The sequence below is a fragment of the Sphingobium sp. RC1 genome, assembly GCF_059738765.1.
Genome location: NZ_AP027308.1, coordinates 37862 through 62594 on the forward strand (window position 1 = coordinate 37862; position 24733 = coordinate 62594).

Here is a 24733-nt window from a genome sequence, read left to right on the forward strand (position 1 = left end):
CGGTGGTTTAGCTGACGCTGTTGAACAGGGCGGTGAAGGCGCCCTTCAGGCCATTGGTGAAGTCGGTCTGAAGCGCCGTGATCGCGGCCACGATCACGCCGCCCAGCACCGCATATTCCACGGCGGTCAGGCCCTTCTGATCGCGCGCCAGCCGCTTCATGAACTTTCGTGCCACATCGATGATCATCGTCATTCTCCTCATATCCCTCCGGTCATGATCGGCGGCGCGTGGAGGGGGATCGCGCCGCCGGTCTCCTTAAATCAGCACCGGCACGCCGCAGCGCGCGCCCGTGACCCAGATGGTCGCATGGCCAAGCTGGATGCCGAGGGCGGCGAGCAGATTGTCGAGCAGTGGATCGGCGGTGTTGCCGATGAGCGTCGCCAGCGGCGTGGTGATCGCGCCGAGCAGTTGGGACCGCGTGGCGCCTGCATCGCAGACTGGCCAGATGCAGAGGTTGAGCGCCTTCACCTGAAGGCCGCTCGGGCCGCTGAGGCTATTGGTGAGGGATGTCAGCAGCGGCCCCGTTTGCGACCCGTTGCCGATGGTGGCGGGTGTTCCGGGCGCGCCGGGGCGTCCAATCGTCCCCTGACCGCCCGGCCCGAAGACCAGCGTTCCGCTGTTGCCCATCACCGGCTGCGCGACCGCGCGGGCGTCGGCGGTGATGAGGTTGAGGACGTTCAGGATGCGGGCGGGGGCTATGTCGCTGGCGGAAAGCGGCGGCATCGGGCGGCTCATGGCGTTGGCGGGCGCCTGACCGATATAGGCGTTGACGAGGCCGGAGCTGGCGAGAATGCTGACCCGGCTGTCGCGCGCCTGCTCCGCCGTGTTGGCGCAATCTATGGCGCTGACTTCGGCACGGGCTGCGGCGACGTCGATAAGCAGCGGGACGGATTCGACGCCGATCCCCAGAATGTTGAGGTTGAGCCCAAGGTTCAGCTGCAACCGCAGCGCTGATGTGCTGGCGCTGGTCTCGCCCGCTGGTCCGAAGGAGAAGCGCGGCCTGTCGATGGGGCCGGTGGCGACGGCGGCGAGGCGGATCGTGCTGCCCGATGCGACGCGGCTGATGGCGTCGGACAGGTCGATGCTGCCATTGCCCGCCTGGACGGCGAAGGCGAAAAGCTGATAGGCGTTGAGTCCGGCGCGCAGGCCGGGTTGCTCGTCCGCTTCGCCGACCGGCATGTTCTTCCATACGCCAAGCCCGAAGAGGCCCTGCAATGGCACGGAGTAGCTATTGCTCACCCGGCCTGCGACGAGGGTCAGGGTGGCGGCGGTGGCTGGTTGGTCGGCCGCGCTTGCCGCCGCCAGCATCAGGTCACGCAATCCCACGCTGCGGGCGGTCAGGGTGCCATAAGTGCCCGTTTCGCCGATGCGCTGCGCAAGAGCGTCGAAGAAGCGGCCTGCATCGACATAGCCGCCCATCAGCGTCTGGACGTCGCTGATTCCCAATTGCAGTTGGATACCAAGGAGCCCGCCGAGGAGGTCGTTGACGCTGTTCACCAGCGAGTTGGTGACGGTGAGGATGCCGGAGCTGACGCCGACGCCTGCTTCGTCGATGCGCGCGGCGGTGGCGGTGGCGGACAGGTCGGGTATGGGATTGGCGCCCCCCAGGACGAGGGTGAAGAATTGACGGCTCGGCTTGCCGGTGCGGATGCGCACGGCGTCGGGCTGTCCATTGCCGGGGCAGCGGGTGAAGCTGGCGTCGAACCGCTGGGACGCGGAAAGGGCCGCGTCGGCGCAATAGCGGCCAAGCTCCACCGAACGCAGGATAGCGGGATCATAGCCGTTGCGGCTGAGGCTGTCGCGCGCGCGCGCCTCTGCCTGCGCGGGATACATGGCGGCGGCGAGCGCGGCGCTTTCGGTTGCCGCGCGCAGGTCGCGGCTCCCGGCATAATAGAGGCCCGCGTCGAGGGCGAAGCCCATCGCCCCGACCAGCACGGCGCCGAATGCCGCGACCATCGGCACCACGGCTGCACGCCGGTCGTGCCACAGGGCATGCAGGCGGCGGAGCAGCATCATGGAAAGGCGGGGGCGTCCTGATCGGCGGAGCGGGGCAGGCGCTGGCCGATGGATTGCAGGTAGCGGTTGCGGATCACCTCTGCTTCTTCCGCGCTTAGGCCGGTGCTTTCCTGCGCGCGGGGCGGCGAGCGTAGCTGCCATTCGATGACGCGGCGTGCCTGGTCGGGCTGGGGGAGCGTGGGGGCGGAAGCCAATAGAAGGCAAAGGCAGAGCATCAGCGGTCCTTTGGTGCAGGGAGGCGAGCGGCTTCGGTGGCGATCTGGCGGCGGAGGGCGTCACGCTGAGGCTCATCGCGGATGGTGGAGAGGAGGGCTTCCGCCTCGTTATTTTGACCGGCTGCTTTCAACGCCAGCAGCAGGTTGTTGCGGATCACTGGGGTGCCCGGCGACAGGTCCAGCGCGCCGCGCAGGCTTTCCGCCGCCTCTGTCGCCAGCCCCGCGCGTAGCTGGGCGAAGCCGAGCGCGTTGCGGAGCATGGGGTTGGCGGGGCTTGCCTGAACGGCTTGGCTGTAGGGCGCGATGGCTTCGGACCAGCGTCCGCGTGCGGCGAGCAGATGGCCGCGCACCGCGCTGCCGCCGCCGTCGGGGAGCGCTGCGGCGGCTGCTTCGGCTCCATTGAGGTCGTTGAGGTCGAGCAGGCTGTTGATGCGCAGGATGCGCGCGTCGCGGTCGCCGGGATAGCGGCGGTCGAAATCGTCGAGATAGGCGATGGCCGCGCGGGGCCTGCCATCGGCGCGCGCCTGATGGATGAGTTGCAAGTAAAGGCTGCGCGTCGAACCGGACATGTCGGTGGCGGCCAGCAGCAGGGGGAGGAGCCACATCATCGCGCGCTCGCCCGCAAGGTGTCGAGGATGGCGACCACGGGAGGCCCGCCCAGAACGATGAACAGGGCGGGCATGAAGAAGAGGATCATCAGCACGACCATGCGCACGGTAATGCCGCCCATTGCTTCCCGCGCGCGGGCGACGCGGCGCTGGGTGAATTCGCGGGCAAATTCGCGCAGGGCCGGGGCAAGCTCTATCCCCTGGAACATGGCCTGGCGGAAGAGGGATGCGAGTTCTTTCGCGCCGCTGACTGCCACCCGCGCGGCCCAGCGGTCGAGCGCCAGTTCGTAACGCATGCCCCGGTCGAGGTCAGTGACGAGCAGGGCGATCAGTTGGCCGTGGTGCGGCACCGCCACCTGTTCGTCGCGCGCGATCGAGCGGAAGCATTGGTCTAGCGACACGCCGCTTTCCAGCATCATCAGCATGAGATCGAGCAGGAAGGGAAATTCGGCGGTGATCTTCCTTGCCCGGCCGGATGCGAGCAGGTTCAGCGCTTGGCGCGCGCCGACGAAGGCGAGTCCTGCGGCGATGATGATGAGCATTGGGCGCGATAGCCAGCCGCCCCAGGCGATGCGGCATAGAAGCGCGGCCAGCAGCGCCGCCAGGATGGTTGTGGCCAGGCGCAGCCAGAGGAAGTGGTTGATGGCGCGCGGGTCTTGATAACCCGCTAGCTGCAATTGTTTTTCGAGGCTGGACCGATCGCGGCCCTCGGCGCCGAGGATGGTGGGCAGGCGGAGCGTGGGCTTGGCTTGCCTCGTTGGCGTAATCCGGGCGAGCCGTGCCTCCAGCCTTTGGTCGGCGATCAGCATCCGGCTGCCGAGCAAGGCTATGCCGAGTCCGATGAGCGCCATGAGGAGGCAGGCGAGGAGGAAGGCCGACTGCATCAGAAGGCGAGCCTCATCACCCGGCGCATGACCAGCATGCCTGCGATCTGAAGCCCGATGGCGATCACAGCCATGCGGTGGCCGCGCGCGTCGTCGAGGAAGAAGTCGATATAGGCGGGGTTGGATGCCATCAGCAGCGCCATCGCGACGATCGGCATGGCGATCAGCACGCGGGAGCTGACCTTGGCTTCCGAGGTCGCGGCCTTTAGCTCGCGGGCGATGCGGATGCGTTCGCGCAGGATCGCGGAAAGGTTCGACAGCACCGCGCTGACGGGGCCGCCATAGCGCATATTGGTGCGGATCGCGGCGGCCAGCATCGACATTTCAGGAACGCGCAGCCGGTCTGCGAGTTGCTGCATCGCCTCGCTCACCGGGGCGCCGAGTTCGAGGCGGCGTGCGGCTGGCGCAAGATAGCTGCGGACGATGCCGGGTGCGTCGGTGAGTGATCGTTCCAGCGCTTGCGGCAGGGAGCTGCCGACCGCCTGCATCTGGCGTACGGCATCGATGTAGAAGGGGAGGGCCTCGATAAGGGCATTCACCCGGCGCTGAGCGCGCGACCTGATCCACAGGAACATGAGTGCAGGCGGCAGGGGCAGCACGATCACCGTCGCGATGGGACCGGCGGCCAGCAATGTGGCGAGGGTGAACAACGCCATGCAGCCGCCGAAGATGCCGATCGCGCGCGTCGTGACCTCCAGTTGCGCGCGGGCCAGCAGTGGCGCGGCGAGGCTGGGGACCGTCAGGCGGACGTTTTGCCGAAGCGCCGGGGCATTGCCGGGAGCGATCGCGGCCAGCCGCCGTGTAAGGCGCGCCTGTTCCCGCATGCGCAGGGCGAGCAGCGGGGAGGCCGCCGCTGCCAGCGTCAGCAGCGCGAGCAGGAGGAACGCCGCCGCCTTCATACTATGCCCTGCCGGAGGGGGGCGGGCGCATAATCGCGCAGGCGCGGCGCGAAATAGGGCCGAGGCGAGTGGCTGCGAAATTCGCCCATGCCGGACATGGCGGGCTGTTCGTGAAAGCTGAACAGCTCGTTGAAGGAATAGGCTTCGCCCTCAATGCCGGTGACTTCCGTCACGCCGGTGACGCGGCGGCTGCCGTTCGACAGGCGCTGGATATGCACTACGACATGCACGCTGTTGGCGATGAAGCGGCGGATCGCGCGGATGTCATTCTGGACCCCGGCAAAGCCCATCAGCATTTCGAGACGGGCGAAGGCATCGCGGGGGCTGTTGCCGTGCAGCGTCGCCATCGACCCGTCATGGCCGGTGGACATGGCTTGCAGCATCTCCACGACCTCGACCCCGCGTACCTCGCCCAGGATGATGCGGTCGGGCCGCATGCGCAGCGCGTTGCGGACGAGTTCGCGCGCGCTGATCTCTCGATTGCCATCGACATTGGGCGGGCGGGTTTCCAGCCGGACGACATGGTCCTGCCGCAATTGCAACTCGGCGGCATCCTCTATGGTGATCAGCCGCTCGCGCTCGCTGATGAAGTGGGACAGCATGTTCAGCAGGGTGGATTTGCCCGCGCCGGTGCCGCCGCAGATGAGGATGTTGAGCCGCGACCGCACGGCGGCGGCAAGATAGGCGGCCATTTCGGCGCTCATCACCTGGCGGTTGATGAAATCCTCTATGCCCAGCGCCTGCATGCGGAACTTGCGGATGGACAGCATGGGGCCGTCGAGGGCGACCGGCGGGATGACGATATTGACGCGGGAGCCGTCGGCAAGGCGCGCGTCGACATAGGGGCTGGCTTCATCCACGCGGCGGCCGATGGGGCCGACGATCCGCTGGATGATGTTCATAAGATGCGCGTCGTCGCGGAAGCGCCGGTCCACCTTCTCCAGCAGGCCGCTGCGTTCGACATAGATGGTGCCGGGGCCGTTGACGATGATGTCGTCGATGCTGCCATCGCGGAGCAGCGGCGCGAGCGGGCCGAGCCCGGCGACCTCATCCTCCACATCCTCGATCAGCAGCAGCCGTTCCGCTGAATTGAGGGCGAGTTGTCCGCGCCTGCTGCGGCTGGTGATGACTTGTTCTATTTCGGCGCGGAGGGCTCGGGCGCCTAATGTTTCGGCGGTGCTGCCGCGTTCTTCCAGCTGTTCGATGACTTGCGCGCAGGTCTGCGCCATGACGGCCTGATAGCTATCGCTCATCCGCTGGGCGGCTGGCTGCGCCACCGGAGCGGGCCGTGCCGTGCCGCGTGGCAGGCTGGTGTCGAAGAGCAGGCTCACGCTGCTGGCTCGACCGGGCGCTGGAGCAGGCGGCGCAGGCGTTCGAGGTTGTTGGACGATCGCTGTGGTTCGATGCCGCAGGCGGTGCGGATGGCGCGCATATAGCGATCCGGCGCGGCCTCCATGGCGAGCGGGCGGCCCGCATTCAGGGCGTTGCGCAGGCCTATCTGGTCGATGGGGAGCGGCAGGGTGCTGCTGGTGCGCAGGATGTCGCTCATGCGGCGGCTGTCCAGCAAAATGGCGGGCTGATGATCCCAGACGAGCAGGCGTGTGCGGGCGAGCGTGCTTTCATCATCGCCGATGCGCTCCAGCAGGCGGCGGCAGGCGTCCATCTCGCGGATTGATTGCGCGCAGACCAGCTCGATGCGGTCGGCGAGCGAAGCCAGTGTGCGCAGGAGGCCCGGATGACGCAGACTGCCCGCGCAGAGGATCAGGTCGCCGCAGCAGGCACGCAGCAGGCGGACGAGCGCGGCGATATCGGCGGGGGCGATGCCCGCAGGTTCTGTTCCCGATCCGCCGTCCAGCGTGAGGAGCATCAGGCCGCTTGGATCATGCCGGGCGAGGGCGCTGGACAGCAGGCTTGCGTCGAGGCGCTCTATGTCGGCGATGGCCGATGCAATGCCGTAGCTTACCGGGAGGTCGAGATAGGCCTCGGCCGCGCTGGTCGGCATGGTGAAGTCTATCAGCAGCGTCGATGAACCGGCGCGGGCGCGGCTGACTGCCATGTCGGTCGCGACCATCGCGGCGGCTTCGGCGTCCGCGCCGAGGACCAGTGTCAGCCGTCCGTCCTTGCCATGATCGGCGGTCGAGCGGTTGAGGAGGCGCCCGAGAACAGTGGCGATTTCGTCACCTTCCGCCGCGCGGGGAATGACATCGTCCGCGCCGGAACGGATGGCGTGTAATATCTCGTCGGCGCCCGTTTCGCCGGTGACAAGCACGATCGGGCGTCCGGTCGCGCCTTCGGCCACTGCCGACAGGGCTGTTGCTATCGAGCGTTCTGGAGGGATCGCGTCCCGGTCCACCAGGATTACGCATGGCCCCTCGACCATCTCCGGCGTGACTGCTTGTGCCAGCTCGACCGCTGCGCGGCCTTCCATGGCATCGCTGATCCGGGCGGCGAGGCTGTGGTCGACTGACAGGAGGATGATGCGCGCCATCGTCATGGCCTCACCACGCCGAAGGGGACGATCGGGTCTTTGGTGTCGAGCAGCGATCCGGGCAGGGCGGGCACGTCCTTTGCCTGCACCGGTCCCACCAGCCGGGGGGTTGCGACGATGACCAATTCCTGCCGTTCCTTCTGCGTCTGCTGGCGGCGGAAGAAGGCGCCGATCACGGGAATGTCGCCTAGCAGCGGCGTCTTTTCCCGTGTGGTCGATTGGCTGGAATAGCTTAGGCCCGCGATCACGAAGCTCTGGCCGCTGCCAAGTTCCACTGTGGTTTCCGCAGAACGGCGGCGCAGGCCCGGCACGACATAGCCCTGCAACTGGACGCCGCTATTATAGTCGAGTTCGCTGACTTCCGGCGCGATTTTCAGCACGATCTGGTCGGGTGACAGGACGAAGGGGGTGACGGACAGGCGGACGCCGAATTCCTTATATTGGATGGAGATGGCGTTGCCGTTGCCCGACGCTTGCGGCACCGGGACCGGTATTTCGCCCCCGGCGAGGAAGCTTGCCTGCTCGCCCGATCGGACCAGCAGGGTGGGCTGGGCCAGCAGTTCGGACAGCCCGTTGGAGGACAGGGCGCTCAGCACCGCGTTGATGCCGCGATTGGGGGCGGATAGGAACAGGTTGAACGCATTCTGGATCGGCACGCTTGCGTCCAGCGAGGAGCCACCGGGTGCGAAGCTGGCGCTCTTGAAGCTGCTGGGGGAGACGACCGCGCCCTGAATGTCGCCGCTCAGTTTGGAGAAGTTGAACCCCAAAGCCTTGAGCGTGGAGGAGGATACGGCGGCGAATTGCACATCGACGGCGACGACCTGCTCGCCTGCGACGATATGCGGGCTGAGGAGTGCGCCCGGCTCCCGCGCGGTTACTGGGGAGGACGACACGGCAAAGCGCGTTTCCGCCATCAGCGACCCGTCGCGGCTGAATATGCTGACTGTGGTGGTGCCGGACCCGATGCCGGTCACGCTCAAGGACCGGGCGGTTGGCGCGGCGACCGAAATGACGTCGTCGCGATCCACCTCTATCCGACCGATGGGGCGGGGGTAGGTGAGCGTCCGCTTCTGCTGGATCGACAGCGACCTTTGGTCCTGCGCCTGGGCGGGCGGTGCTGCGGCGAGCGCTGCTGCGAGGGCGAGGATGAGCTTCAACGCTGGGCGCTCCCCGAATAGATGGTTTCGCGGCGCTCGCCGATGACCAGCTCGATCGGCTGGCGGGGGGCAGGGGCGGGGCGGGCCTGCGCGGACACGGGCGCAGGGCGCGCGGCCAGGGCCGGGGCGAGCGGGGCGGGATCAGGACTGTTGGAATTGGCCGCCGCGACCGCGACCTGCTCGCTGTCTACCGGATTGCGAAGGGAAAGAGTGAGCGCGCCCGTGCTTTTAGCCAACGACAGGATGGAGACTTGGCGGGGATCGAGCGCCAGTGTCACGGTTCGGGCGGGCAGTGGCGGGGCGGAAAGCTGGTCTTTCGTCCCTGATGCTGGCGCGGTGCCGAGGACGGCGTCGCCCACGGCAAGCACCTGAACCATCTGAAGCAATGTCTGGGCGCGGCTGCGGCCTGCGCCGCGCGCGCCGCTGATGGCGTCAGCGCCGGGATAGACGACCTGCACGTCCACGCGGTCGCCGGGGCGGACAAGGCCTGCCACCGCGATTTCGGCCGTGGTGTCGATGCTGATCGCCCGCATGCCTACGGGCACGCGGATCGCGAGCTTTTCCTCGCCGCCGACCGCGTCCCGGGGGATAAGCGCACCTGCGGCAATGGCGCGGGTGGCGACCTTGCCGATCAGTTCGGCGGGCGTGGCGGCGGTCGGGTGGCGAGTGGGGTCAGCTATCGCATTGCGGATCATCGCGGCGGTGATCGTCTCGCCTGTCCGGATCGGGCGGGCGGCGGATGCAAGGACGACGGGTTGGGGGGATCGACTGTCCGCTTCCGAGCGGATCGGCGGGACCGTCGCGGCTGACGATCGTTGCATTTCGCGAACGCCCAGCAGCAGGAACAGCATGGCGGCAACCATGCCTGCAACCATCATGATCCTGGCTTTCCACCCCAATTGCATCAATTCCCCCCTTGATCTTGCGTCCACGCAATTCGCCCCGCGTGGAGGCAAGACCCTGTAGCTTCGGGGAATCTATGCTTTATCGGCGGCCGATGGGACCGGAGATGCCGCCGATTTGATGGGACCGGAGGGGCAAAGATTGCCCGGCGTTAACTTCTTCGCCCGGCATTTGCGTGGCGCGGCGCGCGCAAGGGCTTTTCTTGCGTGTGCCCAGGCCCGTGAAAGGTTCAATTTGGCGCAATCTCTCCGGATCGGAGCTTCGCTGCGGCCTCGTCAGTGCGCCAGCAACAGCGGGACATGGGCCTCGCGCAGCATCGTGCGGGTTACGCCACCAAAGACGAGTTCGCGCCAGCGGCTGTGCCCGAAAGCGCCCATCACCATCCAATCGGGCTTCAGCACATTGATCGCGGCTTTCAGTGTCGCCTCCACGGTGCGGCCATCCTGGGGCCATGTGTGGAATTGCGTCCTGACGCCATGGCGGGAGAGATATTCGGGCGCATCGGTCGCGGGGAAGGGGTATTTGCCTGCCTCCTCCACGGTTACCACATCCACTTCGGCGGCATGCTTCAGCAGCGGCACGGCCAGACGGAGCGCGGCCGATGCCTCGCGCGATCCTTCCCAGGCGACGAGCGCCCGGCCCGTGATCATCATGCCCCGCGCGTCCTCCGGCACGGCGAGGACTGGTGTGCGGCCGCCCATCGCCAGATCGGCGGCGAGATGCAACGGATCGCTCATTTCACGGCGAGGGCCAGCGGGCAGCGTCACGATCATGAAGTCGCATAGGGCGGACGCTGAAAGCAGGCCGTGAACAATGTCGCCATCGACCTGCCGCCAATCCCAATTCACGTCTTCGCGTTGCAGCCGTTGTTCTACCTTCGCACGCATCCGTGCATCGATCTGATGCAGTTCGGCCATGATCGCGGGGGCGATGGATGCCCCGCCGTAAAGATCCCCGGCGACAAGGTTAGGCATGGAGGTGACCTGCACGCAGTGGATATGCGCATCGAGCGCCCGGGCAATGTCACTGGCGGCCTGGATTCGGCTCTCCATGCCGCTATCGTCGTGAATGTGGAGCAGAATGGATGTCATCGCACCTCTCCATGCTCTTAAGACCGCGAAACGGTCGCCTTCTTATACCCTTCTTTGCCCATCGCGGTTAATAGCATTTATGCTATATATCTAAAGGCGGGTGTGGACGCCGTGCGCCGGGAAGGCGCATCGGCGAATGGGGGAAGCATCATGTCTGGAATCTTTTCAGCTTCAATATCAGGACTGTGGCGCGATCATGGAGGCGCTACGGCAGCCGAATATGCGCTTTTGCTGGCCATCATCGGCGGCGGGATGGTCGGGGCAACCTGGCTGTTGGGGCAGGCGGTAGGTAGCCAGATGAACCAGCAGGTAGCCCTGTTCGCATCATCCGCAGGGAGTAGCTCGGCCAGTTCGTCAAGTTCATCCAGCGGTGGATCGAGTGCTGGCGGCTCATCGACCGGCGGAAGTAGCTCCAGCACCGGCGGAGGTGGCACCACGACGACGAGCACTGGCGGGACTACGACGGGCGGCACCAGCTCGGGCAATGGAAGCTCCGGAAATGGCAGCTCCGGGAACGGGAGTTCGGGTAACGGCAGTTCCGGGAATGGAAGCTCGGGCAACGGCAACGGCAAGAAGTAAGGCTTCGGGAGCGGAGCAATGAGGCTCGCTCCGCTCGCTGCGACAGAGTTCGCGGCGGGGCGCATACATCGTCAAGGTGACTGCGCTCCGCAGGCAGTTTATCGTGAAATATCCGGATGGTCAGGAATAATTTTTACAGTCATTCAATTTTGTAGGACTATTTTTGCGGTCTCGCGCGTATTATATTCGTAACATGACTACTGCGGCGGGAGTCGTCAGTGACGAAAAGCGAACTGTTTTCGAGCTTCACCCGGAATTTTGACGAACGGCGTCAAGCCGAGATGTCGATTGAGGATTATTTGCTGGGATGCCGCAATGATCCTCTGATGCATGCATCAGCACCGGAGCGCCTGCTGGCGGCGATCGGCGAGCCGGAAATCATAGACACATCCCGCGATCAGCGGCTCGGGCGGATCTTCATGAACCGCACCATCCGCCGATATAAAAGCTTCGCCAATTTCTACGGCATGGAAGCGACGATCGAACATATCGTCAGCTTCCTGCGCCATGCCAGCCAGGGTCTGGAGGAGCGTAAGCAGATCCTCTACCTGCTCGGCCCCGTCGGCGGCGGCAAGTCATCGCTGGCCGAACGGCTCAAGGCGTTGATGGAAACGCACCCCATCTATGCGCTCAAGGCGGGGGACGAGATCAGCCCGATCTTCGAAAGCCCGCTGGCATTGTTCGACGCGGAAACGCATGGCGCGTTTATCGAGGATAATTACAGCATCCCGCGCCGCCGCCTGACTGGCATGATCAGCCCGTGGGCACGCAAGCGGCTGGATGAGTTTTCAGGCGATATCTCTCAGTTCAAGGTCATCCGCCTCATGCCGTCACGCATGCGGCAGATCGCGATAGCCAAGACCGAGCCGGGCGATGAGAATAATCAGGACATCAGCTCGTTGGTCGGTAAGGTCGATATCCGCAAGCTGGAGATGCTGTCGCAAAACGATCCCGACGCCTACAGCTATTCCGGTGGCCTGAATCGTGCGAACCAGGGGATGCTCGAGTTTGTCGAGATGTTCAAGGCCCCGATCAAGATGCTCCATCCGCTGCTGACCGCGACGCAGGAGGGCAATTATATCGGCACCGAGAATATCGGAGCCATCCCCTTCAATGGCATCATCATGGCCCATTCCAATGAATCGGAATGGTCGAATTTCAAGAATAACAAGAATAATGAAGCTTTCATTGACCGTATCTATGTCATTAAGGTGCCTTATAGCTTGCAGGCGACTGAAGAACGGCATGTGTATGAAAAACTGCTGAGGGAATCTGACCTCAGCAAGGCGCCTTGCGCTCCGGGGACATTGGACATGCTGGCGCGCTTTTCTGTCCTGACCCGCCTGCGGGAGCATGAGAACAGCAATCTATATTCCAAGATGCGAGTTTACGACGGCGAAATGCTGCGGGAGATCGACCCGCGCGCCAAGAGCATGCAGGAATATCGCGATGCCGCCGGTGTGGATGAGGGCATGTCGGGCACGTCTACCCGCTTCGCCTTCAAGGCGCTGTCTGCGACCTTCAACCATGACAGCAGTGAGATAGCCGCCGACCCCGTTCACCTCATGTATGTGCTGGAAGGAATGGTCCGGCAGGAACAATTCCCCGCCGATGTCGAGGCCAAATATCTGGAATTCATCAAGGGCGAGCTTGCGCCACGTTATGCCGAGTTCATCGGCAATGAAATCCAGAAGGCCTATCTGGAATCCTATAACGACTATGGGCAGAACCTGTTCGACCGCTATGTCGCCTATGCCGACGCGTGGATCGAGGATTTGGATTTCAAGGACCCCGACACCGGGCAGCTTCTTGATCGCGAAATCATCAATCAGGAATTGTCCAAGACCGAAAAGCCTGCCGGGATCGCCAATCCCAAGGATTTTCGGAACGAGGTCGTGAAGTTCGCGCTGCGCATGCGGGCCAGCAATGACGGGCGCAATCCCAGCTGGACGAGCTATGAGAAAATCCGCGAAGTCATCGAAAAGCGGATGTTCAGCCAGGTCGAGGACCTTCTGCCCGTCATCAGCTTCGGGTCCAAGAAGGACGGCGACACGGCGGGCAAGCATGACGAGTTCGTCGCGCGGATGATCGAGCGTGGCTACACCGAACGGCAGGTCCGTCGGCTGGTGGAATGGTATATAAGGGTCAAGCAGGCCGGATAAACGGATGGAGGTGCTTAGGCCACCATGCACATAGTCGACAGACGGCTGAACCCAGGGGGCAAGAGCCTTGTCAACCGGCAACGGTTCCTGAGGAGGGCGAAGGCCTATGTCAGCCAGGCGGTGCGCGACAGCCTGAAGGACCGCAGCATCAAGGACCTCGCCGGAGAAGGCGAAATCACCATCCGGCGCGACGCGATCCACGAACCCACGCTGCATCGATCGGCAAAGGGCGGCGACCGGGAACGCGTGCTGCCGGGCAATAAGGAGTTTCTGGAAGGCGACCGGATCAAGCGCCCCGACGGCGGCGGTGGTGGCGGGTCACAGGCTGGGGAGGGCGAGGATCAGGATGATTTCCGCTTCGCGCTTAGCCGCGAGGAGTTTCTCGACCTTTTCCTCGACGATCTTGAACTGCCCGACATGGCCAAGAAGAAGCTGGTTGCGGGCAAGATAGAGGGCATGCGCCGGGCGGGTTATTCGACGATCGGCAACCCGTCCAACCTGTCCGTCCCACGCACGATGCAAAAGGCGATGTCCCGCCGCATCGCACTGCGCCGTCCGAGTGGCCGCGACCTTAGCCGGGTTGACGAGGCCATCGCCGAGATCGAGGGGCGTGCGGTGCCTTTGCCCGACGATGCCGTGGCGCTGGAAAGGCTGAAGGAGGAACGAGCGCACATCATTCGCCGTCGCAACCTCATCGCCTATATCGATCCCGTCGACCTGCGTTTCCGCCGTTTCGAGCCGGTTCCCCGGCCCGTGGCCCAGGCGGTGATGTTCTGCCTGATGGACGTTTCGGGTTCCATGACGGCGCATATGAAGGATCTCGCCAAGCGCTTCTTTGCGCTGCTTCACCTGTTTCTGTCGCGCTGCTACGAGCATGTGGACGTGGTGTTCATCCACCATACCGACCGCGCGGCCGAAGTGGATGAGGAAACATTCTTCTACAGCACGGTGACGGGCGGGACGCTGGTATCGAGCGCGCTCGACAAGCTGATCGAGGTGGTCAAGGATCGGTACAGCCCCAGCGACTGGAACATCTATGTCGCGCAGGCTTCGGACGGCGACACGCTGGCGTCGGACAATGCGCGGGTGGCCAACCTGATGCAGAATGAAATCCTGCCCTTCTGCCAATATTTCGCCTATTTGGAAGTCGGCCGGGAAGAGTTCGCCTCGATCGAAGCGGCAACTTCCGCCACGGGGCTTTGGGAAGCTTATGCGCCCGTCAGTCAGGCGAACCGGCAATTCACGATGCGCAAGGTGTCGCACCGGCGGGAAATATATCCGGTGTTCCGCGAACTGTTCCAGCGGCGTGGTGTTGGCGAAGGGACACCCGCTTGACGGGGGAGCGCGCATCCGCCCCGCTGTTCACCGGCAGCGACTGGGATTTTTCGCTGATCAACCGCATTTATGAAGTGATCGAACCGATCGCGCTTCAGGAGATGAAGCTCAACATCTATCCCAATCAGATAGAGATCATCAGCGCCGAACAGATGCTGGATGCCTATTCGTCCATCGGCATGCCGTTATTTTATAAACATTGGTCGTTCGGCAAGCAGTTCGTGACCAATGAAATGCTCTATCGCAAGGGGCTTCGCGGCCTAGCCTATGAGCTGGTGATCAACAGCGATCCCTGCATCAACTATCTGATGCAGGAAAACAGCGCGACCATGCAGACGCTGGTCATCGCCCATGCTGCTTTCGGGCATAACCACTTCTTCAAGAATAATTATGTCTTTCGCCAATGGACGGACGCGGAAGGCATTCTCGATTATCTGGAATTTGCCAAGGGCTACATCACGCAATGCGAAGAGCGATATGGTCAACTGGCCGTCGAGCGAGTGCTGGACGCCGCCCATGCGCTCATGAACCAGGGCGTGCACCGTTATCCGCGCATTCGCCCCCGGGACCTGAGGGCGGAGGCGGAGCGGGAGGCGGAGCGCCAAGCCTATCGCGATCGCATTTATGACGACCTCTGGCGTACCGTCCCCGTCGGCGCGAAAGCGGCCGCCGTCCCCTCGGACGAGCGCCGCGCCGCGCTTGGCCTGCCGCAGGAGAATATCCTCTATTTCCTGGAAAAGACCGGCCCGCTCCTCCAAAGCTGGCAGCGCGAGATTTTGCGCATCGTCCGCCTGATCGCCCAATATTTCTACCCCCAGCGCCAGACCAAGGCGATGAACGAGGGCTGCGCCACCTACACCCATTATCGCATCATGACGATCCTGCACGATCGCGGCTGGATAACCGATGGCGCGTTCATGGAATTCATCCAGTCGCATACAGGCGTCGTCTATCAGCCGACGTTCGATTCCGGCCATTTCGGTGGCTTCAATCCCTATGCGCTGGGCTTTGGCATCATGTCCGACATCGAGCGGATCTGCATGGACCCGACGCCGGAAGACCGCGAATGGTTCAGCGACATTGCCGGTTCGCGCGACCCGGTCGAGGTGCTGAAGGATATCTGGGCCAATTATCGCGACGAAAGCTTCGTATCGCAGTTCCTTAGCCCGCACCTTATCCGCCAGTGGCGCCTGTTCAAGCTGATCGACCATGAAAGCGAGTCGGAACTGCGCGTCGATGCCATTCATGATGAGCGCGGCTATCGCCGTATCCGCCGCGCCCTCGCGCGTGAGCATGACATTGCCCGGCAGGAGCCCGATATCCAGGTGGTGGATGTCGACCTGGCGGGCGACCGGACGCTGATGCTGGAACATGCGGTCATCGATGGGGTGGTGTTGGACGCGTCCGATGCGACGATGGTGCTGCAAAGTCTCGCCAATCTATGGGGTTATGAGGTGGCGCTAAGCGAAGTTCATGCCGAGAGCCGCAAGGAGTTGAAAAGCCATCGTTGCCAGCCACAGCAGGGCTGGATCGGCTGAAGCGGTGCGCCGTGGCGGCCAGCCCCCGGCGGTCCGAAGATTCCATTTCCAAAGCAAGGCGGAAAAGCGTAAATTCTGCCGCGTTTCGCGAGTGGCTCCAGCGATCGGTCTTATCCTGCGATGCATGGAGCGCTCAAAAAGAAGCAGGAGAGCATTTTCATGACTCATGCCCTCAATGCACAAGAATGTCTTGAACGAGCCCGGATGCATGAACAGCTTGCGGCAACAACCGCCGATGCGTCCGCGCGGACCATGCATCAGGCAATGGCCGCCGAATTTCGTCGTCGTGCCGCGATGGGGACGATCGATGGAGTTAGTCCGGTGATCAGCAAACCGGTAATCGAGCTGACCGTCAACGCCGCCTGAAGCGCTTTTTCCTCAGGCGTCCCGGCGCAGCAGATACACGTCCATGATCCATCCATATCGCTGGCGCAGCTGTGCCCGGCGGTCGATGATTTCCGGTCCCGTCACGGCCAAAGGACCGTGCGCCAGCGCCTGATGCTCCATGCCCAGATAGGCGCCCCACCAGATCGTCAGCTTTGCCGACTCCAGCGTCTGGAAGGTGCAGTCCCCGTCCAGCATCACGACGACATCGCGCATGCCACTGGGCCAGCCGCGTTCGCGCAACTGCCTGCCGGTGGTGATCAGCACCGGGTCAGCCAGGCGGTTGAGGCAGATGCCATGCGCGGCCGTCAACACCTGAACGCTGGTGATGCCGGGCACGACGCTGACCTCGACCGATGGGCCAAGCCGTTCCGCGATCCGCAGGCTGCTGTCATAGAGCGAAGGGTCACCCCAGACGAGCAGCGCAACCGTACCGCCATCGGGCAGGTGCAGCGCGATCTGCTCCATCCAGATCGCGGCGATTGCATCATGCCAGTTGAGGACCGCCTCGACATAGGCGGCCTGATCGGCGCGCGTGGGCATGTCGAATTCGACGACCTGTGCGGGGCCGGTCAGTAGCTGCGCACAGATGGACCGGCGCAGGTCGATCAGGTCGGACTTGGCCTCTCCCTTGCGCGGCAGCAGGATCAGGTCAGCATCGTTCATCGCCCGGATGGCGGCGAGCGTCAGATGATCGGGATTGCCCGTGCCGATGCCGATCAGTGACAAGCGGATCATGCGGCACCCGCGATAAGATGGAAGAAGCTGCCCGTCACCCGTCCCCGGTGCGATCCAGTCGCGGCGACGGCAGCGTCCATCGCATCCACGACATGGGCAAGCGGTGCGTCGGGCTGATCCACGATCGTCGAATAGTGAAACTCATGCCCGTACAACGCCGCTCCCGCCTCATGGCCGCCCATCGGCGCTAGCAGCTGCGCTTGCCGATAGCCCAGTTGCAACCGTCGTTCGGCAAAGCTGGATACCAGCCCGAGCAGCCCTGCCATCGCATGCGACCGCCCCTGCGCATCGATGATCGCTTGTCCCAACACCATATAGCCGCCGCATTCGCCGTGGATCGGACGGTTGAGCGCATGAAAGCGCAGGCCATCCAGAAACCGCGCTGCATTGGCGATCTGAGCCGCATGCAGTTCGGGATAACCACCGGGCAGCCAGATGGCGTCGGCCTGGCGGTCGGGCGCTTCATCAGCCAAGGGGGAAAAGGGTAATATCTCCGCCCCCGCCGCGCGCCAGCCGTTCAGCATATGGGCGTAGGTGAAGGAGAAGGCGGCATCCTGCGCCAGTGCAATCCGCTGCCCCGGTGGGGGGCAGCTATAGGGGAGCGCTGATGTGCCGGGGAACGCGTCGGCCGCCTTTTGAAGAGCCGCAATATCGACATGCGCCTCGATCATATCCGCGATGGCGTCGATCGTCTGCTCAACCTCTTTCTGCTCGTTCGCCTGGACAAGGCCAAGGTGCCGTTCGGGGATGGAGAGGGCCGCAGATCGCGGGATCGCGCCCAGCACGGGCATGCCCACATCCGCCATCGCCTGCCGGATCATGGCCTCGTGGCGGAAGCTAGCGACGCGGTTGAGGATGACGCCTGCCACGTGCACATCCGGCCGCAGCATGCGGAATCCATGCGCGATCGCAGCCGCCGACTGGCTCTGTCCCGATACATCGATGATCAGGATGACCGGCCAGCCAAGCGCAGCCGCTATGTCGGAGCTGCTGCCGTTGCCGCTTGCGCCGCGCGCCGGAGCGCCGTCGAACAGGCCCATCACGCCCTCCGCGACGATCAGGTCGGCGTCCGCTGCTTCGCCTGCCAGACTGTGGAGCAGCGGCGCATTCATCGCCCAGCTGTCGAGGTTGAAGGCGGGCCGGCCGCTTGCCAGCCGGTGATAGCCCGTGTCGATATAATCAGGGCCGCACTTGTAGGACTGAACGCAGACGCCCTGCCGTTTCAAAGCCCTGAGCAGGCCTAGTGTGATGACCGTCTTGCCCGATCCGGATCGCGGCGCGGCGATGAGGATGCCGGGCGTCATTCTTCCGATCCGGCGAAGCGGGATTCCGCCGTCGAGGGACGGAATCGCCGGTCATAGCCGGGCGCATAAAGCTGGCTCTCGGCGAACTCTTCCTCACCCAGCACCGGCCCGGCGAGGATGATTGCGGTGCGTTCCGGCCCGTCCGCCGCCAGCGCCTCTATGGTGGTCAGTGTCCCTCGCACGATCCGCTGATCAGGCCAGCTTGCGCGCCAGACGATCGCCACCGGGCAGTCCCCGCCATAGAGCGGCACCAGGTCCGCGACCACCTTTGCCAGATTGTGGACGGACAAGTGGATCGCCAGCGTCGCGCGGGTCGCGCCAAAGGCCGCTAGCGTCTCCCCCGAAGGCATCGCGCTAGCCCGTCCCGCCGTGCGCGTGAGGACGAGCGACTGGCCAAGTCCGGGCAGCGTCAGTTCCGCTTCCAGTGCCGCTGCCGCTGCCGCGAAGGACGGAACGCCGGGCGTCACCGTATAGCCGATGCCCAGAACCTTGAGGCGGCGGATCTGCTCGCCCATCGCCGACCAGATCGATAGGTCGCCCGAATGCAGCCGCGCGACATCCTGCCCCGCCGCATCCGCCTCTGCGATGATGGCGACGATCTCGTCGAGTGTCAGCGGCGCGCTGTTCACGATCCGCGCACCGGCCGGGCAATGGTCGAGTAGCGCGCGCGGCACCAGCGATCCGGCATAGAGGCAGACGGGCGAGGCAGCGATCAGATCACGGCCGCGCAGCGTGAGCAGGTCGGGCGCGCCCGGTCCTGCGCCGATGAAATGGACGGTCATCGCGATACTCCTTCAGCCAGAGCGCAGGTGGCCTGCCCATCCGGTGAGATGAGACGCTCGGCGATCAGTCGCGCGCCCAGACCCACTGCTGTCAGCGCGACCGCTTCGGCGACGCTGCCGGTGCCGTAAGCCGCCAGACTGGCGCTGGAGCGCGTGGGCGTGTCCATTCCCTCGATAGTGCAGGGATCGATCAGGATCAGCGGCAAGCCCAAGGCACGGGCGAGGGGGGCGAGCAGCGCTTCCTTGTGCATTAGGGTCGCCAGTGCAGTGACGCCAGCGCCATGCCCGCCCAGCGCCGCGCGCAAGGCTTGCTCACTCGCACCACTGCGGCAGCCAAAGCCAGCAACGATCATAGCGTGACGCTCCACTGCACCAGCGGATAGGCGGCTTTCCACCCCCGTCGCGTGCCGATCGGCGCGGCGCTGGCCAACTCGATCCGCAACAGTTCGCCACCGAGCTGCCCATACCATCGCGCCAGCAGCGCTTCGGATTCCAGCGTCACGGCGTTCGCGACCAGCCGGGTTCGCTGTCCGGGCAGGGCGATGATTGTTTCGACCAGCGCCTCACTCAATCCGCCGCCGATGAAGATCGCGTCAGGACGAACACGGCCTTCCAGCACCGAAGGCGCGCGTCCTTCGATCAATGTCAGCCGATCGACGCCAAGCCGTTCCGCATTTGCCCTTGCCCGCGCGGCGCGAACCGGGTCAGCCTCAAAAGCCAGCGCATGGGTGGAAGCATGGCTGAGCAGCCACTCGATGGCGATCGATCCCGATCCGGCGCCGATGTCCCACAATGTCTCGTCGGGCCGGGGGGCAAGCGCGGACAGCGTCAGCGCGCGAACCGGCCGCTTGCTGATCTGTCCGTCATGATCGAACCAGCCATCGGCAAGTCCGCCCGTGCACGGCATCACGTCACCATCACCCGCCATATCGATGCCCACGGCGACGGGATGAGCGATATCGTCAAAGATGAGTTCCTGCGCCCGCACCTGCCTGATCCGCTCGCGCGGTCCCCCTAGTGCTTCCAGGATATGCAGGATGGACGCGCCAAAGCCCTCCTGACTGAGATAGGACGCAAGCGCATGCACCGCCGCCCCGTCGCGAAGCAGCAGGATGGCGCGGCGTTCCGATGCAAGTCCGGGCCTCAGCCGGGTCAGTGGCGCGGCATGCAGGCCATGGCAGGCCACCTCCTGCAACGCCCAGCCGAGGCGCGAAGCCGCAAGGGAGAAGGTCGATGGCGCCGGATGCGCCACCCATTCATCCGTCCTAAGATGCCGCGTGACGCTGGTCCCCGCGCCGAACCAGAAGGGATCGCCTGACGCCAGCATCACCACCGGCTCCCCTCTCTGGGCAAGCAGCGCCGTCACGCCATCCTCAAAGGGCACTGGCCAGTTCAGAAGTTCCGCCCTAAGGGGTGGCAGCAGCGCCAGCTGGCGCGGCGCGCCGGTCACGAGGCAGGCCCGTTCCAGCAAGGCGCGAGCGGCGTCGGACAGGCCCGACGCCCCATCCTCGCCAATGCCGATGATCGTCAGCCAGGGACCTTCAGCCACCATGCGCAATATCCTGATCCTGGGCGGCACGACCGAAGCGAGCGCGCTCGCGAAAGCCCTTGCCGAGCGAGGGGAGCGCGCCATGTTGAGCTATGCCGGACGCACCGGCAACCCGCGCGCGCAGCCCGTACCGGTGCGCGTCGGCGGCTTTGGCGGCGCGGCTGGACTGGCGGCCTATCTGAAGGCCGAGCGGGTCACCCACCTTATCGATGCCACCCATCCCTTCGCCGCGACGATAAGCGCGAATGCACTCGCGGCCTCGCGCGAGGCGGGCGCGGCCCATCTGATGCTCACCCGCCCGGCGTGGCAAGCAGGGGAGGGCGACCGCTGGACCCATGTGCCCAATATCGGCGGCGCTGTCCGGGCGCTCGACGGTGCCCCCCGGCGCGTCATGCTGGCCCTTGGGCGTATGCATGTCGAAGCCTTCGCCGCCCAGCCGCAGCATCATTACCTGCTCCGCTTCGTCGATGCGCCCGAACTGCCCCCCGCGTTGCCGCGCCATCATCTGGTCGTGGATCGCGGCCCCTTCACGCTGGCGGGCGATCTTGCCCTGATGCGCGCGCACGGCATCGAATTGATCGTCGCCAAAAACGCAGGAGGCGACGGCGCGCGCGCGAAGATCGACGCCGCACGGGCGCTCGGCTTGCCTGTCATCATGATCGACCGGCCGCCCATGCCACAAGTGCAATCCGTTCACGACCTTAGCGATGTGCTGACGTGGATCGTTCATTCGGCCCAGCGCGGCGTGTAGAGGATGGGACCAACCGCGCGCTCGATCAGGCGGGTGCGGCTTGATCCAACGATCACCATCGTGCGCATGTCCGCCATATCGGCGCTCGCCTGCCCCAGCGTCACGACGCGCAATTCCTCTTCCCGCGTCGAAACGGCGCGCGCGAAAAGGATCAGCCGGTCGTTCCCGCATTCCTCACGCAGGATGTCGAGCGCGTGCGCAAAGCCATCCGGCCGGGCCTTCGATCGAGGGTTGTAGAAGGCCATGGCGAAGTCGGCCTGAGCGGCCAAGCGCAGGCGCCGCTCGATCAACGCCCATGGCTTCAGATTATCGGACAGGTTGATCGCACAGAAATCATGCCCCAGCGGAGCGCCCGCCCGTGCGGCTGCGGCCAGCATGGCGGTGATGCCGGGCAGGATGCGGATGTCGATCCCCAGCCACGCCTTCGGCCCGGCTTCCAGCGCCTCGAACAAGGCCGACGCCATGGCGAACACGCCCGGATCACCGGAGGACGCCACCACCACGCGCCGCCCGGCCGCCGCCAGTTCCAGCGCATGGGCCGCCCGCTCCAGTTCCACCCGATTGTCCGACGCATGGCGTAGAAGTCCGGGCCGATCCTCCACCCGCGCGACATAGGGGGCATAGCCGATCAGATCGGTCGCCTCCGCCAAGGCCTGTGTCACTTCGGGCGTCACCAGCCCTTCGGCTCCCGGCCCGAGCCCGGCTACCGCCACCCATCCGCTCATGGTCGCCGTCCCTGCCCATGGACCAGCAGGATGGAAAAATAGCCGGTGATCGCCTCTGCCTCGCGCAGCGGCGTGATCTTCTGGTCCGCCATCGTGGCATATTCGACCAGCCAGGCGCAGTCCTGCTTCCCCGCCGCCTCCACCGCCCGGCGCAGCTTCGCCAGATTGCGGCCGATCTTCATGACGACCAGCGCATTGGTGTCATGGATACGGCGCGCCAGCTCTTCTTCGGGCAGCGTCGCCATCAGCACCGTCAGCACATCATCGCCCCAACTGATCGGCGTCCCGCTCGCCGTCCAGGCCCCCGACATGCCGGTGATGCCGGGCACGATTCGCACGGGCGCAAGTGATGACAGGCGGCTGTGCAGATGCATGAAGCTGCCGTAGAAAAAGGGGTCGCCCTCGCAGAGGACAACCACATCCTCACCCGCCGCCGCCAGCCCGTGCAGATGCGCGGTGCAATCCGCATAAAAGGCGGAAAGCCGCTCATTATATCGCGGGTTCGTGACCGGAATCTCGGTCGTCACCGGATATTCCATCGCATATTCGACCGCGTCGGGACGCAACAGTCCTTCGACGATTTTCCGGGCATGACCTGCGCGGCCCGGCTTGCGGAAATAGGCGATATGGCGCGCCTCTCGGATCAGCCGGTCGGCCCGCACGCTCATCAGGTCCTGCGCGCCGGGGCCTAGGCCCACGCCGTGAATGGTCCCGATCATTCGGCCGCACTCGCGAGCGCATTGACGGCCGCGACGGTGATCGCGCTGCCGCCCAGCCGCCCTTCGACGATGCAGCAAGGGACCGGCTGCGCGTCCCACAAGGCTGCCTTGGACTCCGCCGCGCCGACAAAGCCGACCGGGCAACCGATGATGGCCGCGGGGCGCGGACAGGCGAGGTCTTCCAGCATGTTGAGCAGGTGGAACAGCGCCGTCGGGGCGTTGCCGATCGCGACCACTGCTCCCGCGAGATGCGGCCGCCACAGCTCCAGCGCGGCGGCCGAGCGGGTATTCGCCATGGCGCTGGCGAGGTCTGGGACCTGGGGATCGGTCAAAGTGCAGAGGACCGGATTGGCGGCAGGGAGGCGCGCGCGCGTGATCCCTTCCGACACCATGCGCGCGTCACATAGAATGGGCGCCCCTGCCTCCAGCGCAGTGATTACGGCCGTGGCGAAGCGCGGCGAAAAGCGGATATGCGGCGCCAGGCCAACCATGCCCGTCGCGTGGATCATGCGCACGGCGACCCGTTCTTCCTCCGCCGAAAAGCGGCCGAGCGCCGCCTCCGCCCGGATCATGCGGAAGGACTGGCGATAGATTTCCGCCCCGTTGGTTTCGTAAATATGCGGCATCATTTGGCTCCGAAGAGGGCGATTATCTGATCGGGCGACAGGCCCGATTGCAGCGGCGGCGCGCCCGCCCGCGCATTATGGGCAAGGTCGAAGTGGCCATCCCGACCGGTGAGGACCACCGCCGCCTGCGAAGGCCGGGCGCACCCCTTTGCGCAACCCGAGACATGAAGTCCGCGAACATGCGGCGCCAGCCGGGCGGCCAGATCGCGCGTGGCGACGCTCGATTGCGGGCAGGCGGGCGCGCCGGGACAGGCATCCGCCGAAAGGCGCGGATCGGCCGGATCGTCGGAGGGCGCGCTGCTTCCCTCCAGCACCAGCCCGCGCCAGGGGGTAAGCCGCACAGCCTCCGCGCCACTCTTCATCGCGGCGAGGAGCGCAGCAGCCTCGATCCGGCCAAAGGGCGCCGCATGGAATGGCCCAGGCGCTGCAGCCAGCGCAGCAGCGCGAGACCGGGCCGGGGCAGGGGCCTCGGCCGCCGCATCGGGAAGCTCCCCTGAATGCCGCGCCATCCGCCCGGCCTGAACGCCGCCGCTGTCCACGAACCATCGGGCAAGGCACAGTAGCCCCTCGGCCGCTTCCTGCACGCTCACGACTACGCCATGGGTCCGCCCGTCGGCGCGCAGGACCAGTGCGCCGCCTGTCCCTCTTTCGACCCGAAAGTCAGCCGGAACATCGCTCAGCACCGGAGCAGGCCCCGCGTCGATGGCGAACCCGACCTTTGCGGGCAGGTCCGGCAACTCGCCGAGCCGCGCGATCAGGGCGTTCGCTATGAACGCGCTGTCGTCGCCGGGTAGCCAGTCGGGGTTGATCAGGACGGGGATCTGCCTGTCGCCCTCTGCGTAGGCATGGGCCAGGTTCAGCGCGACCAGCCGCTCCATCAAAGCGCTATGGTCTGCTTCCCGTACGCCTCTGATTTGCAGTGCGGCGCGATTGGTGATGTCGATATGCCCGTTGCCGAGCGCCAGAGAGGCCTCGCACAAACCGGCCGCTTGCGCGCGGGTCATCCGGCCCAGCGCCGGGCGCACCCGGACCAGCAGCCCGTCGCCAGCCATCATCGGCCGCCATGCCGTCGGACACCAGCCGCGCACGCCAAGGTGCGCGCATGGATCAGCGTCGGCACGTTGCGCCTGCTCCTGCATTGCTCCTGCACTCCCCGCATCAGCGCCACGACACACGGACGGCACGCACAGGCAGGCGGACAGGCCGCACGCCTGCACGGCCGCAGCCGCACGAATTCGTCGCTCAAACGGAGAACCGAGCCGTGACCATCCCCTGGGTC

26 protein-coding genes are annotated in these 24733 nt (G+C 65.2%); 5 read left to right on the forward strand and 21 right to left on the reverse strand.

Annotated features, from left to right (window positions below; genetic code table 11):
* Window positions 1–7: 7 nt before the first annotated feature.
* The 12 genes from AC6JBC_RS14255 to AC6JBC_RS14310 all read right to left on the reverse strand — a co-directional run bounded on the left by AC6JBC_RS14255 (window position 8) and on the right by AC6JBC_RS14310 (window position 10747).
* Entirely contained in the window at window positions 8–193 is a 186-nt protein-coding gene (locus tag AC6JBC_RS14255) for a Flp family type IVb pilin (RefSeq protein ID WP_464789303.1), read from the reverse strand.
* 63 nt (window positions 194–256) lie between these two features.
* On the reverse strand, window positions 257–2017 hold the full coding sequence (locus tag AC6JBC_RS14260; RefSeq protein ID WP_498026154.1) for a TadG family pilus assembly protein: 1761 nt from the start codon (window positions 2015–2017) through the stop codon (window positions 257–259).
* Window positions 2014–2211, reverse strand: coding sequence for a hypothetical protein (locus AC6JBC_RS14265; protein WP_498026155.1), 198 nt, complete (start codon window positions 2209–2211; stop codon window positions 2014–2016). Before AC6JBC_RS14265 ends, AC6JBC_RS14260 begins: the two co-directional genes overlap by 4 nt.
* Window positions 2212–2231: 20 nt before the next feature.
* Window positions 2232–2840: a tetratricopeptide repeat protein gene (locus AC6JBC_RS14270; RefSeq protein ID WP_498026157.1), complete on the reverse strand. Its 609-nt coding sequence runs from the start codon at window positions 2838–2840 to the stop codon at window positions 2232–2234.
* Window positions 2837–3724 (reverse strand): type II secretion system F family protein, encoded by an 888-nt coding sequence (locus AC6JBC_RS14275; protein WP_498026158.1) that lies wholly within the window; start codon window positions 3722–3724, stop codon window positions 2837–2839. The genes AC6JBC_RS14270 and AC6JBC_RS14275 overlap by 4 nt, the downstream gene beginning before the upstream one ends.
* On the reverse strand, window positions 3724–4623 hold the full coding sequence (locus tag AC6JBC_RS14280) for a type II secretion system F family protein (protein WP_498026159.1): 900 nt from the start codon (window positions 4621–4623) through the stop codon (window positions 3724–3726). Before AC6JBC_RS14280 ends, AC6JBC_RS14275 begins: the two co-directional genes overlap by 1 nt.
* Window positions 4620–5954 (reverse strand): TadA family conjugal transfer-associated ATPase, encoded by a 1335-nt coding sequence (locus AC6JBC_RS14285; RefSeq protein ID WP_498026160.1) that lies wholly within the window; start codon window positions 5952–5954, stop codon window positions 4620–4622. Before AC6JBC_RS14285 ends, AC6JBC_RS14280 begins: the two co-directional genes overlap by 4 nt.
* Window positions 5951–7111 carry a CpaE/TadZ family protein gene (locus AC6JBC_RS14290; RefSeq protein ID WP_498026161.1) on the reverse strand — a complete coding sequence of 387 codons (1161 nt, stop codon included), beginning with the start codon at window positions 7109–7111 and terminating at the stop codon, window positions 5951–5953. Before AC6JBC_RS14290 ends, AC6JBC_RS14285 begins: the two co-directional genes overlap by 4 nt.
* Window positions 7112–7113: 2 nt before the next feature.
* Window positions 7114–8268: a type II and III secretion system protein family protein gene (locus tag AC6JBC_RS14295; protein ID WP_498026162.1), complete on the reverse strand. Its 1155-nt coding sequence runs from the start codon at window positions 8266–8268 to the stop codon at window positions 7114–7116.
* The gene (gene cpaB / locus AC6JBC_RS14300) at window positions 8265–9146 is read right to left on the reverse strand and encodes a Flp pilus assembly protein CpaB (protein ID WP_498026163.1); all 882 of its coding nucleotides are present in this window, start codon (window positions 9144–9146) and stop codon (window positions 8265–8267) included. The genes AC6JBC_RS14295 and cpaB overlap by 4 nt, the downstream gene beginning before the upstream one ends.
* Window positions 9147–9446: 300 nt before the next feature.
* A complete protein-coding gene (locus AC6JBC_RS14305; RefSeq protein ID WP_498026164.1) occupies window positions 9447–10262 on the reverse strand; it encodes a universal stress protein in 816 nt (271 codons plus the stop codon).
* A 194-nt stretch (window positions 10263–10456) separates the two neighbouring features.
* Complete coding sequence (locus tag AC6JBC_RS14310) at window positions 10457–10747, reverse strand: hypothetical protein (protein WP_498026165.1); 291 nt, start codon at window positions 10745–10747, stop codon at window positions 10457–10459.
* A gap of 312 nt (window positions 10748–11059) precedes the next feature.
* On the opposite strand from AC6JBC_RS14310, the gene AC6JBC_RS14315 reads away from it, so the two are divergent.
* The 4 genes from AC6JBC_RS14315 (at window position 11060) to AC6JBC_RS14330 (ending at window position 16242) form a co-directional block, all read left to right on the forward strand.
* On the forward strand, window positions 11060–13003 hold the full coding sequence (locus AC6JBC_RS14315; RefSeq protein WP_464789291.1) for a PrkA family serine protein kinase: 1944 nt from the start codon (window positions 11060–11062) through the stop codon (window positions 13001–13003).
* A gap of 24 nt (window positions 13004–13027) precedes the next feature.
* The gene (locus tag AC6JBC_RS14320; RefSeq protein WP_498026166.1) at window positions 13028–14338 is read left to right on the forward strand and encodes a YeaH/YhbH family protein; all 1311 of its coding nucleotides are present in this window, start codon (window positions 13028–13030) and stop codon (window positions 14336–14338) included.
* Window positions 14335–15876: a SpoVR family protein gene (locus AC6JBC_RS14325; protein ID WP_498026167.1), complete on the forward strand. Its 1542-nt coding sequence runs from the start codon at window positions 14335–14337 to the stop codon at window positions 15874–15876. Before AC6JBC_RS14320 ends, AC6JBC_RS14325 begins: the two co-directional genes overlap by 4 nt.
* Before the next feature lie 159 nt (window positions 15877–16035).
* Window positions 16036–16242 carry a hypothetical protein gene (locus AC6JBC_RS14330; RefSeq protein ID WP_196227046.1) on the forward strand — a complete coding sequence of 69 codons (207 nt, stop codon included), beginning with the start codon at window positions 16036–16038 and terminating at the stop codon, window positions 16240–16242.
* A gap of 12 nt (window positions 16243–16254) precedes the next feature.
* Here the strand turns inward: AC6JBC_RS14330 and cobF are convergent, their stop codons facing one another.
* The 5 genes from cobF to cbiE are packed head-to-tail and all read right to left on the reverse strand — an operon-like array spanning window position 16255 to window position 20636.
* Window positions 16255–16998: a precorrin-6A synthase (deacetylating) gene (gene cobF, locus AC6JBC_RS14335; RefSeq protein ID WP_498026168.1), complete on the reverse strand. Its 744-nt coding sequence runs from the start codon at window positions 16996–16998 to the stop codon at window positions 16255–16257.
* Window positions 16995–18302, reverse strand: coding sequence for a cobyrinic acid a,c-diamide synthase CobB (locus AC6JBC_RS14340; protein ID WP_498026169.1), 1308 nt, complete (start codon window positions 18300–18302; stop codon window positions 16995–16997). The genes cobF and AC6JBC_RS14340 overlap by 4 nt, the downstream gene beginning before the upstream one ends.
* A complete protein-coding gene (gene cobM, locus AC6JBC_RS14345; RefSeq protein ID WP_498026170.1) occupies window positions 18299–19084 on the reverse strand; it encodes a precorrin-4 C(11)-methyltransferase in 786 nt (261 codons plus the stop codon). The genes AC6JBC_RS14340 and cobM overlap by 4 nt, the downstream gene beginning before the upstream one ends.
* Window positions 19081–19437 carry a cobalamin biosynthesis protein gene (locus tag AC6JBC_RS14350; protein ID WP_498026171.1) on the reverse strand — a complete coding sequence of 119 codons (357 nt, stop codon included), beginning with the start codon at window positions 19435–19437 and terminating at the stop codon, window positions 19081–19083. The genes cobM and AC6JBC_RS14350 overlap by 4 nt, the downstream gene beginning before the upstream one ends.
* On the reverse strand, window positions 19434–20636 hold the full coding sequence (cbiE, locus tag AC6JBC_RS14355) for a precorrin-6y C5,15-methyltransferase (decarboxylating) subunit CbiE (RefSeq protein WP_498026172.1): 1203 nt from the start codon (window positions 20634–20636) through the stop codon (window positions 19434–19436). Before cbiE ends, AC6JBC_RS14350 begins: the two co-directional genes overlap by 4 nt.
* Between cbiE and AC6JBC_RS14360 the strand changes: the two genes are divergently transcribed.
* Window positions 20635–21384 (forward strand): cobalt-precorrin-6A reductase, encoded by a 750-nt coding sequence (locus AC6JBC_RS14360; RefSeq protein ID WP_498026173.1) that lies wholly within the window; start codon window positions 20635–20637, stop codon window positions 21382–21384. The two genes, cbiE and AC6JBC_RS14360, sit on opposite strands and share 2 nt — an antisense overlap.
* Here AC6JBC_RS14360 and cobJ read toward each other — a convergent pair.
* From cobJ to AC6JBC_RS14380, 4 genes are read right to left on the reverse strand one after another with little or no spacing between them, the layout of a single operon-like run.
* Entirely contained in the window at window positions 21360–22109 is a 750-nt protein-coding gene (gene cobJ / locus AC6JBC_RS14365) for a precorrin-3B C(17)-methyltransferase (RefSeq protein ID WP_498026174.1), read from the reverse strand. The two genes, AC6JBC_RS14360 and cobJ, sit on opposite strands and share 25 nt — an antisense overlap.
* Window positions 22106–22828 (reverse strand): precorrin-2 C(20)-methyltransferase, encoded by a 723-nt coding sequence (gene cobI / locus AC6JBC_RS14370; protein ID WP_498026175.1) that lies wholly within the window; start codon window positions 22826–22828, stop codon window positions 22106–22108. The genes cobJ and cobI overlap by 4 nt, the downstream gene beginning before the upstream one ends.
* Window positions 22825–23454 carry a precorrin-8X methylmutase gene (locus tag AC6JBC_RS14375; RefSeq protein WP_498026508.1) on the reverse strand — a complete coding sequence of 210 codons (630 nt, stop codon included), beginning with the start codon at window positions 23452–23454 and terminating at the stop codon, window positions 22825–22827. The genes cobI and AC6JBC_RS14375 overlap by 4 nt, the downstream gene beginning before the upstream one ends.
* Complete coding sequence (locus AC6JBC_RS14380) at window positions 23454–24509, reverse strand: ferredoxin-like domain-containing protein (RefSeq protein WP_498026509.1); 1056 nt, start codon at window positions 24507–24509, stop codon at window positions 23454–23456. Before AC6JBC_RS14380 ends, AC6JBC_RS14375 begins: the two co-directional genes overlap by 1 nt.
* Between the last annotated feature and the right edge of the window lie 224 nt (window positions 24510–24733).

What these genes read in the sequence shown, in the direction of transcription:
- cobJ (WP_498026174.1), bottom strand. Translation starts at nt 22,109, where the DNA reads ATGAGCGGATGGGTGGCGGTAGCCGGGCTCGGGCCGGGAGCCGAAGGG.
- AC6JBC_RS14270 (WP_498026157.1), bottom strand. Translation starts at nt 2,840, where the DNA reads ATGATGTGGCTCCTCCCCCTGCTGCTGGCCGCCACCGACATGTCCGGT.
- AC6JBC_RS14275 (WP_498026158.1), bottom strand. Translation starts at nt 3,724, where the DNA reads ATGCAGTCGGCCTTCCTCCTCGCCTGCCTCCTCATGGCGCTCATCGGA.
- AC6JBC_RS14375 (WP_498026508.1), bottom strand. Translation starts at nt 23,454, where the DNA reads ATGCCGCATATTTACGAAACCAACGGGGCGGAAATCTATCGCCAGTCC.
- AC6JBC_RS14340 (WP_498026169.1), bottom strand. Translation starts at nt 18,302, where the DNA reads ATGACGCCCGGCATCCTCATCGCCGCGCCGCGATCCGGATCGGGCAAG.
- AC6JBC_RS14305 (WP_498026164.1), bottom strand. Translation starts at nt 10,262, where the DNA reads ATGACATCCATTCTGCTCCACATTCACGACGATAGCGGCATGGAGAGC.
- AC6JBC_RS14260 (WP_498026154.1), bottom strand. Translation starts at nt 2,017, where the DNA reads ATGATGCTGCTCCGCCGCCTGCATGCCCTGTGGCACGACCGGCGTGCA.
- cobF (WP_498026168.1), bottom strand. Translation starts at nt 16,998, where the DNA reads ATGATCCGCTTGTCACTGATCGGCATCGGCACGGGCAATCCCGATCAT.
- AC6JBC_RS14255 (WP_464789303.1), bottom strand. Translation starts at nt 193, where the DNA reads ATGACGATGATCATCGATGTGGCACGAAAGTTCATGAAGCGGCTGGCG.
- cpaB (WP_498026163.1), bottom strand. Translation starts at nt 9,146, where the DNA reads ATGATGGTTGCAGGCATGGTTGCCGCCATGCTGTTCCTGCTGCTGGGC.
- AC6JBC_RS14380 (WP_498026509.1), bottom strand. Translation starts at nt 24,509, where the DNA reads ATGATGGCTGGCGACGGGCTGCTGGTCCGGGTGCGCCCGGCGCTGGGC.
- AC6JBC_RS14280 (WP_498026159.1), bottom strand. Translation starts at nt 4,623, where the DNA reads ATGAAGGCGGCGGCGTTCCTCCTGCTCGCGCTGCTGACGCTGGCAGCG.
- AC6JBC_RS14330 (WP_196227046.1), top strand. Translation starts at nt 16,036, where the DNA reads ATGACTCATGCCCTCAATGCACAAGAATGTCTTGAACGAGCCCGGATG.
- cobI (WP_498026175.1), bottom strand. Translation starts at nt 22,828, where the DNA reads ATGATCGGGACCATTCACGGCGTGGGCCTAGGCCCCGGCGCGCAGGAC.
- cobM (WP_498026170.1), bottom strand. Translation starts at nt 19,084, where the DNA reads ATGACCGTCCATTTCATCGGCGCAGGACCGGGCGCGCCCGACCTGCTC.
- AC6JBC_RS14290 (WP_498026161.1), bottom strand. Translation starts at nt 7,111, where the DNA reads ATGGCGCGCATCATCCTCCTGTCAGTCGACCACAGCCTCGCCGCCCGG.
- cbiE (WP_498026172.1), bottom strand. Translation starts at nt 20,636, where the DNA reads ATGGTGGCTGAAGGTCCCTGGCTGACGATCATCGGCATTGGCGAGGAT.
- AC6JBC_RS14350 (WP_498026171.1), bottom strand. Translation starts at nt 19,437, where the DNA reads ATGATCGTTGCTGGCTTTGGCTGCCGCAGTGGTGCGAGTGAGCAAGCC.
- AC6JBC_RS14320 (WP_498026166.1), top strand. Translation starts at nt 13,028, where the DNA reads ATGCACATAGTCGACAGACGGCTGAACCCAGGGGGCAAGAGCCTTGTC.
- AC6JBC_RS14360 (WP_498026173.1), top strand. Translation starts at nt 20,635, where the DNA reads ATGCGCAATATCCTGATCCTGGGCGGCACGACCGAAGCGAGCGCGCTC.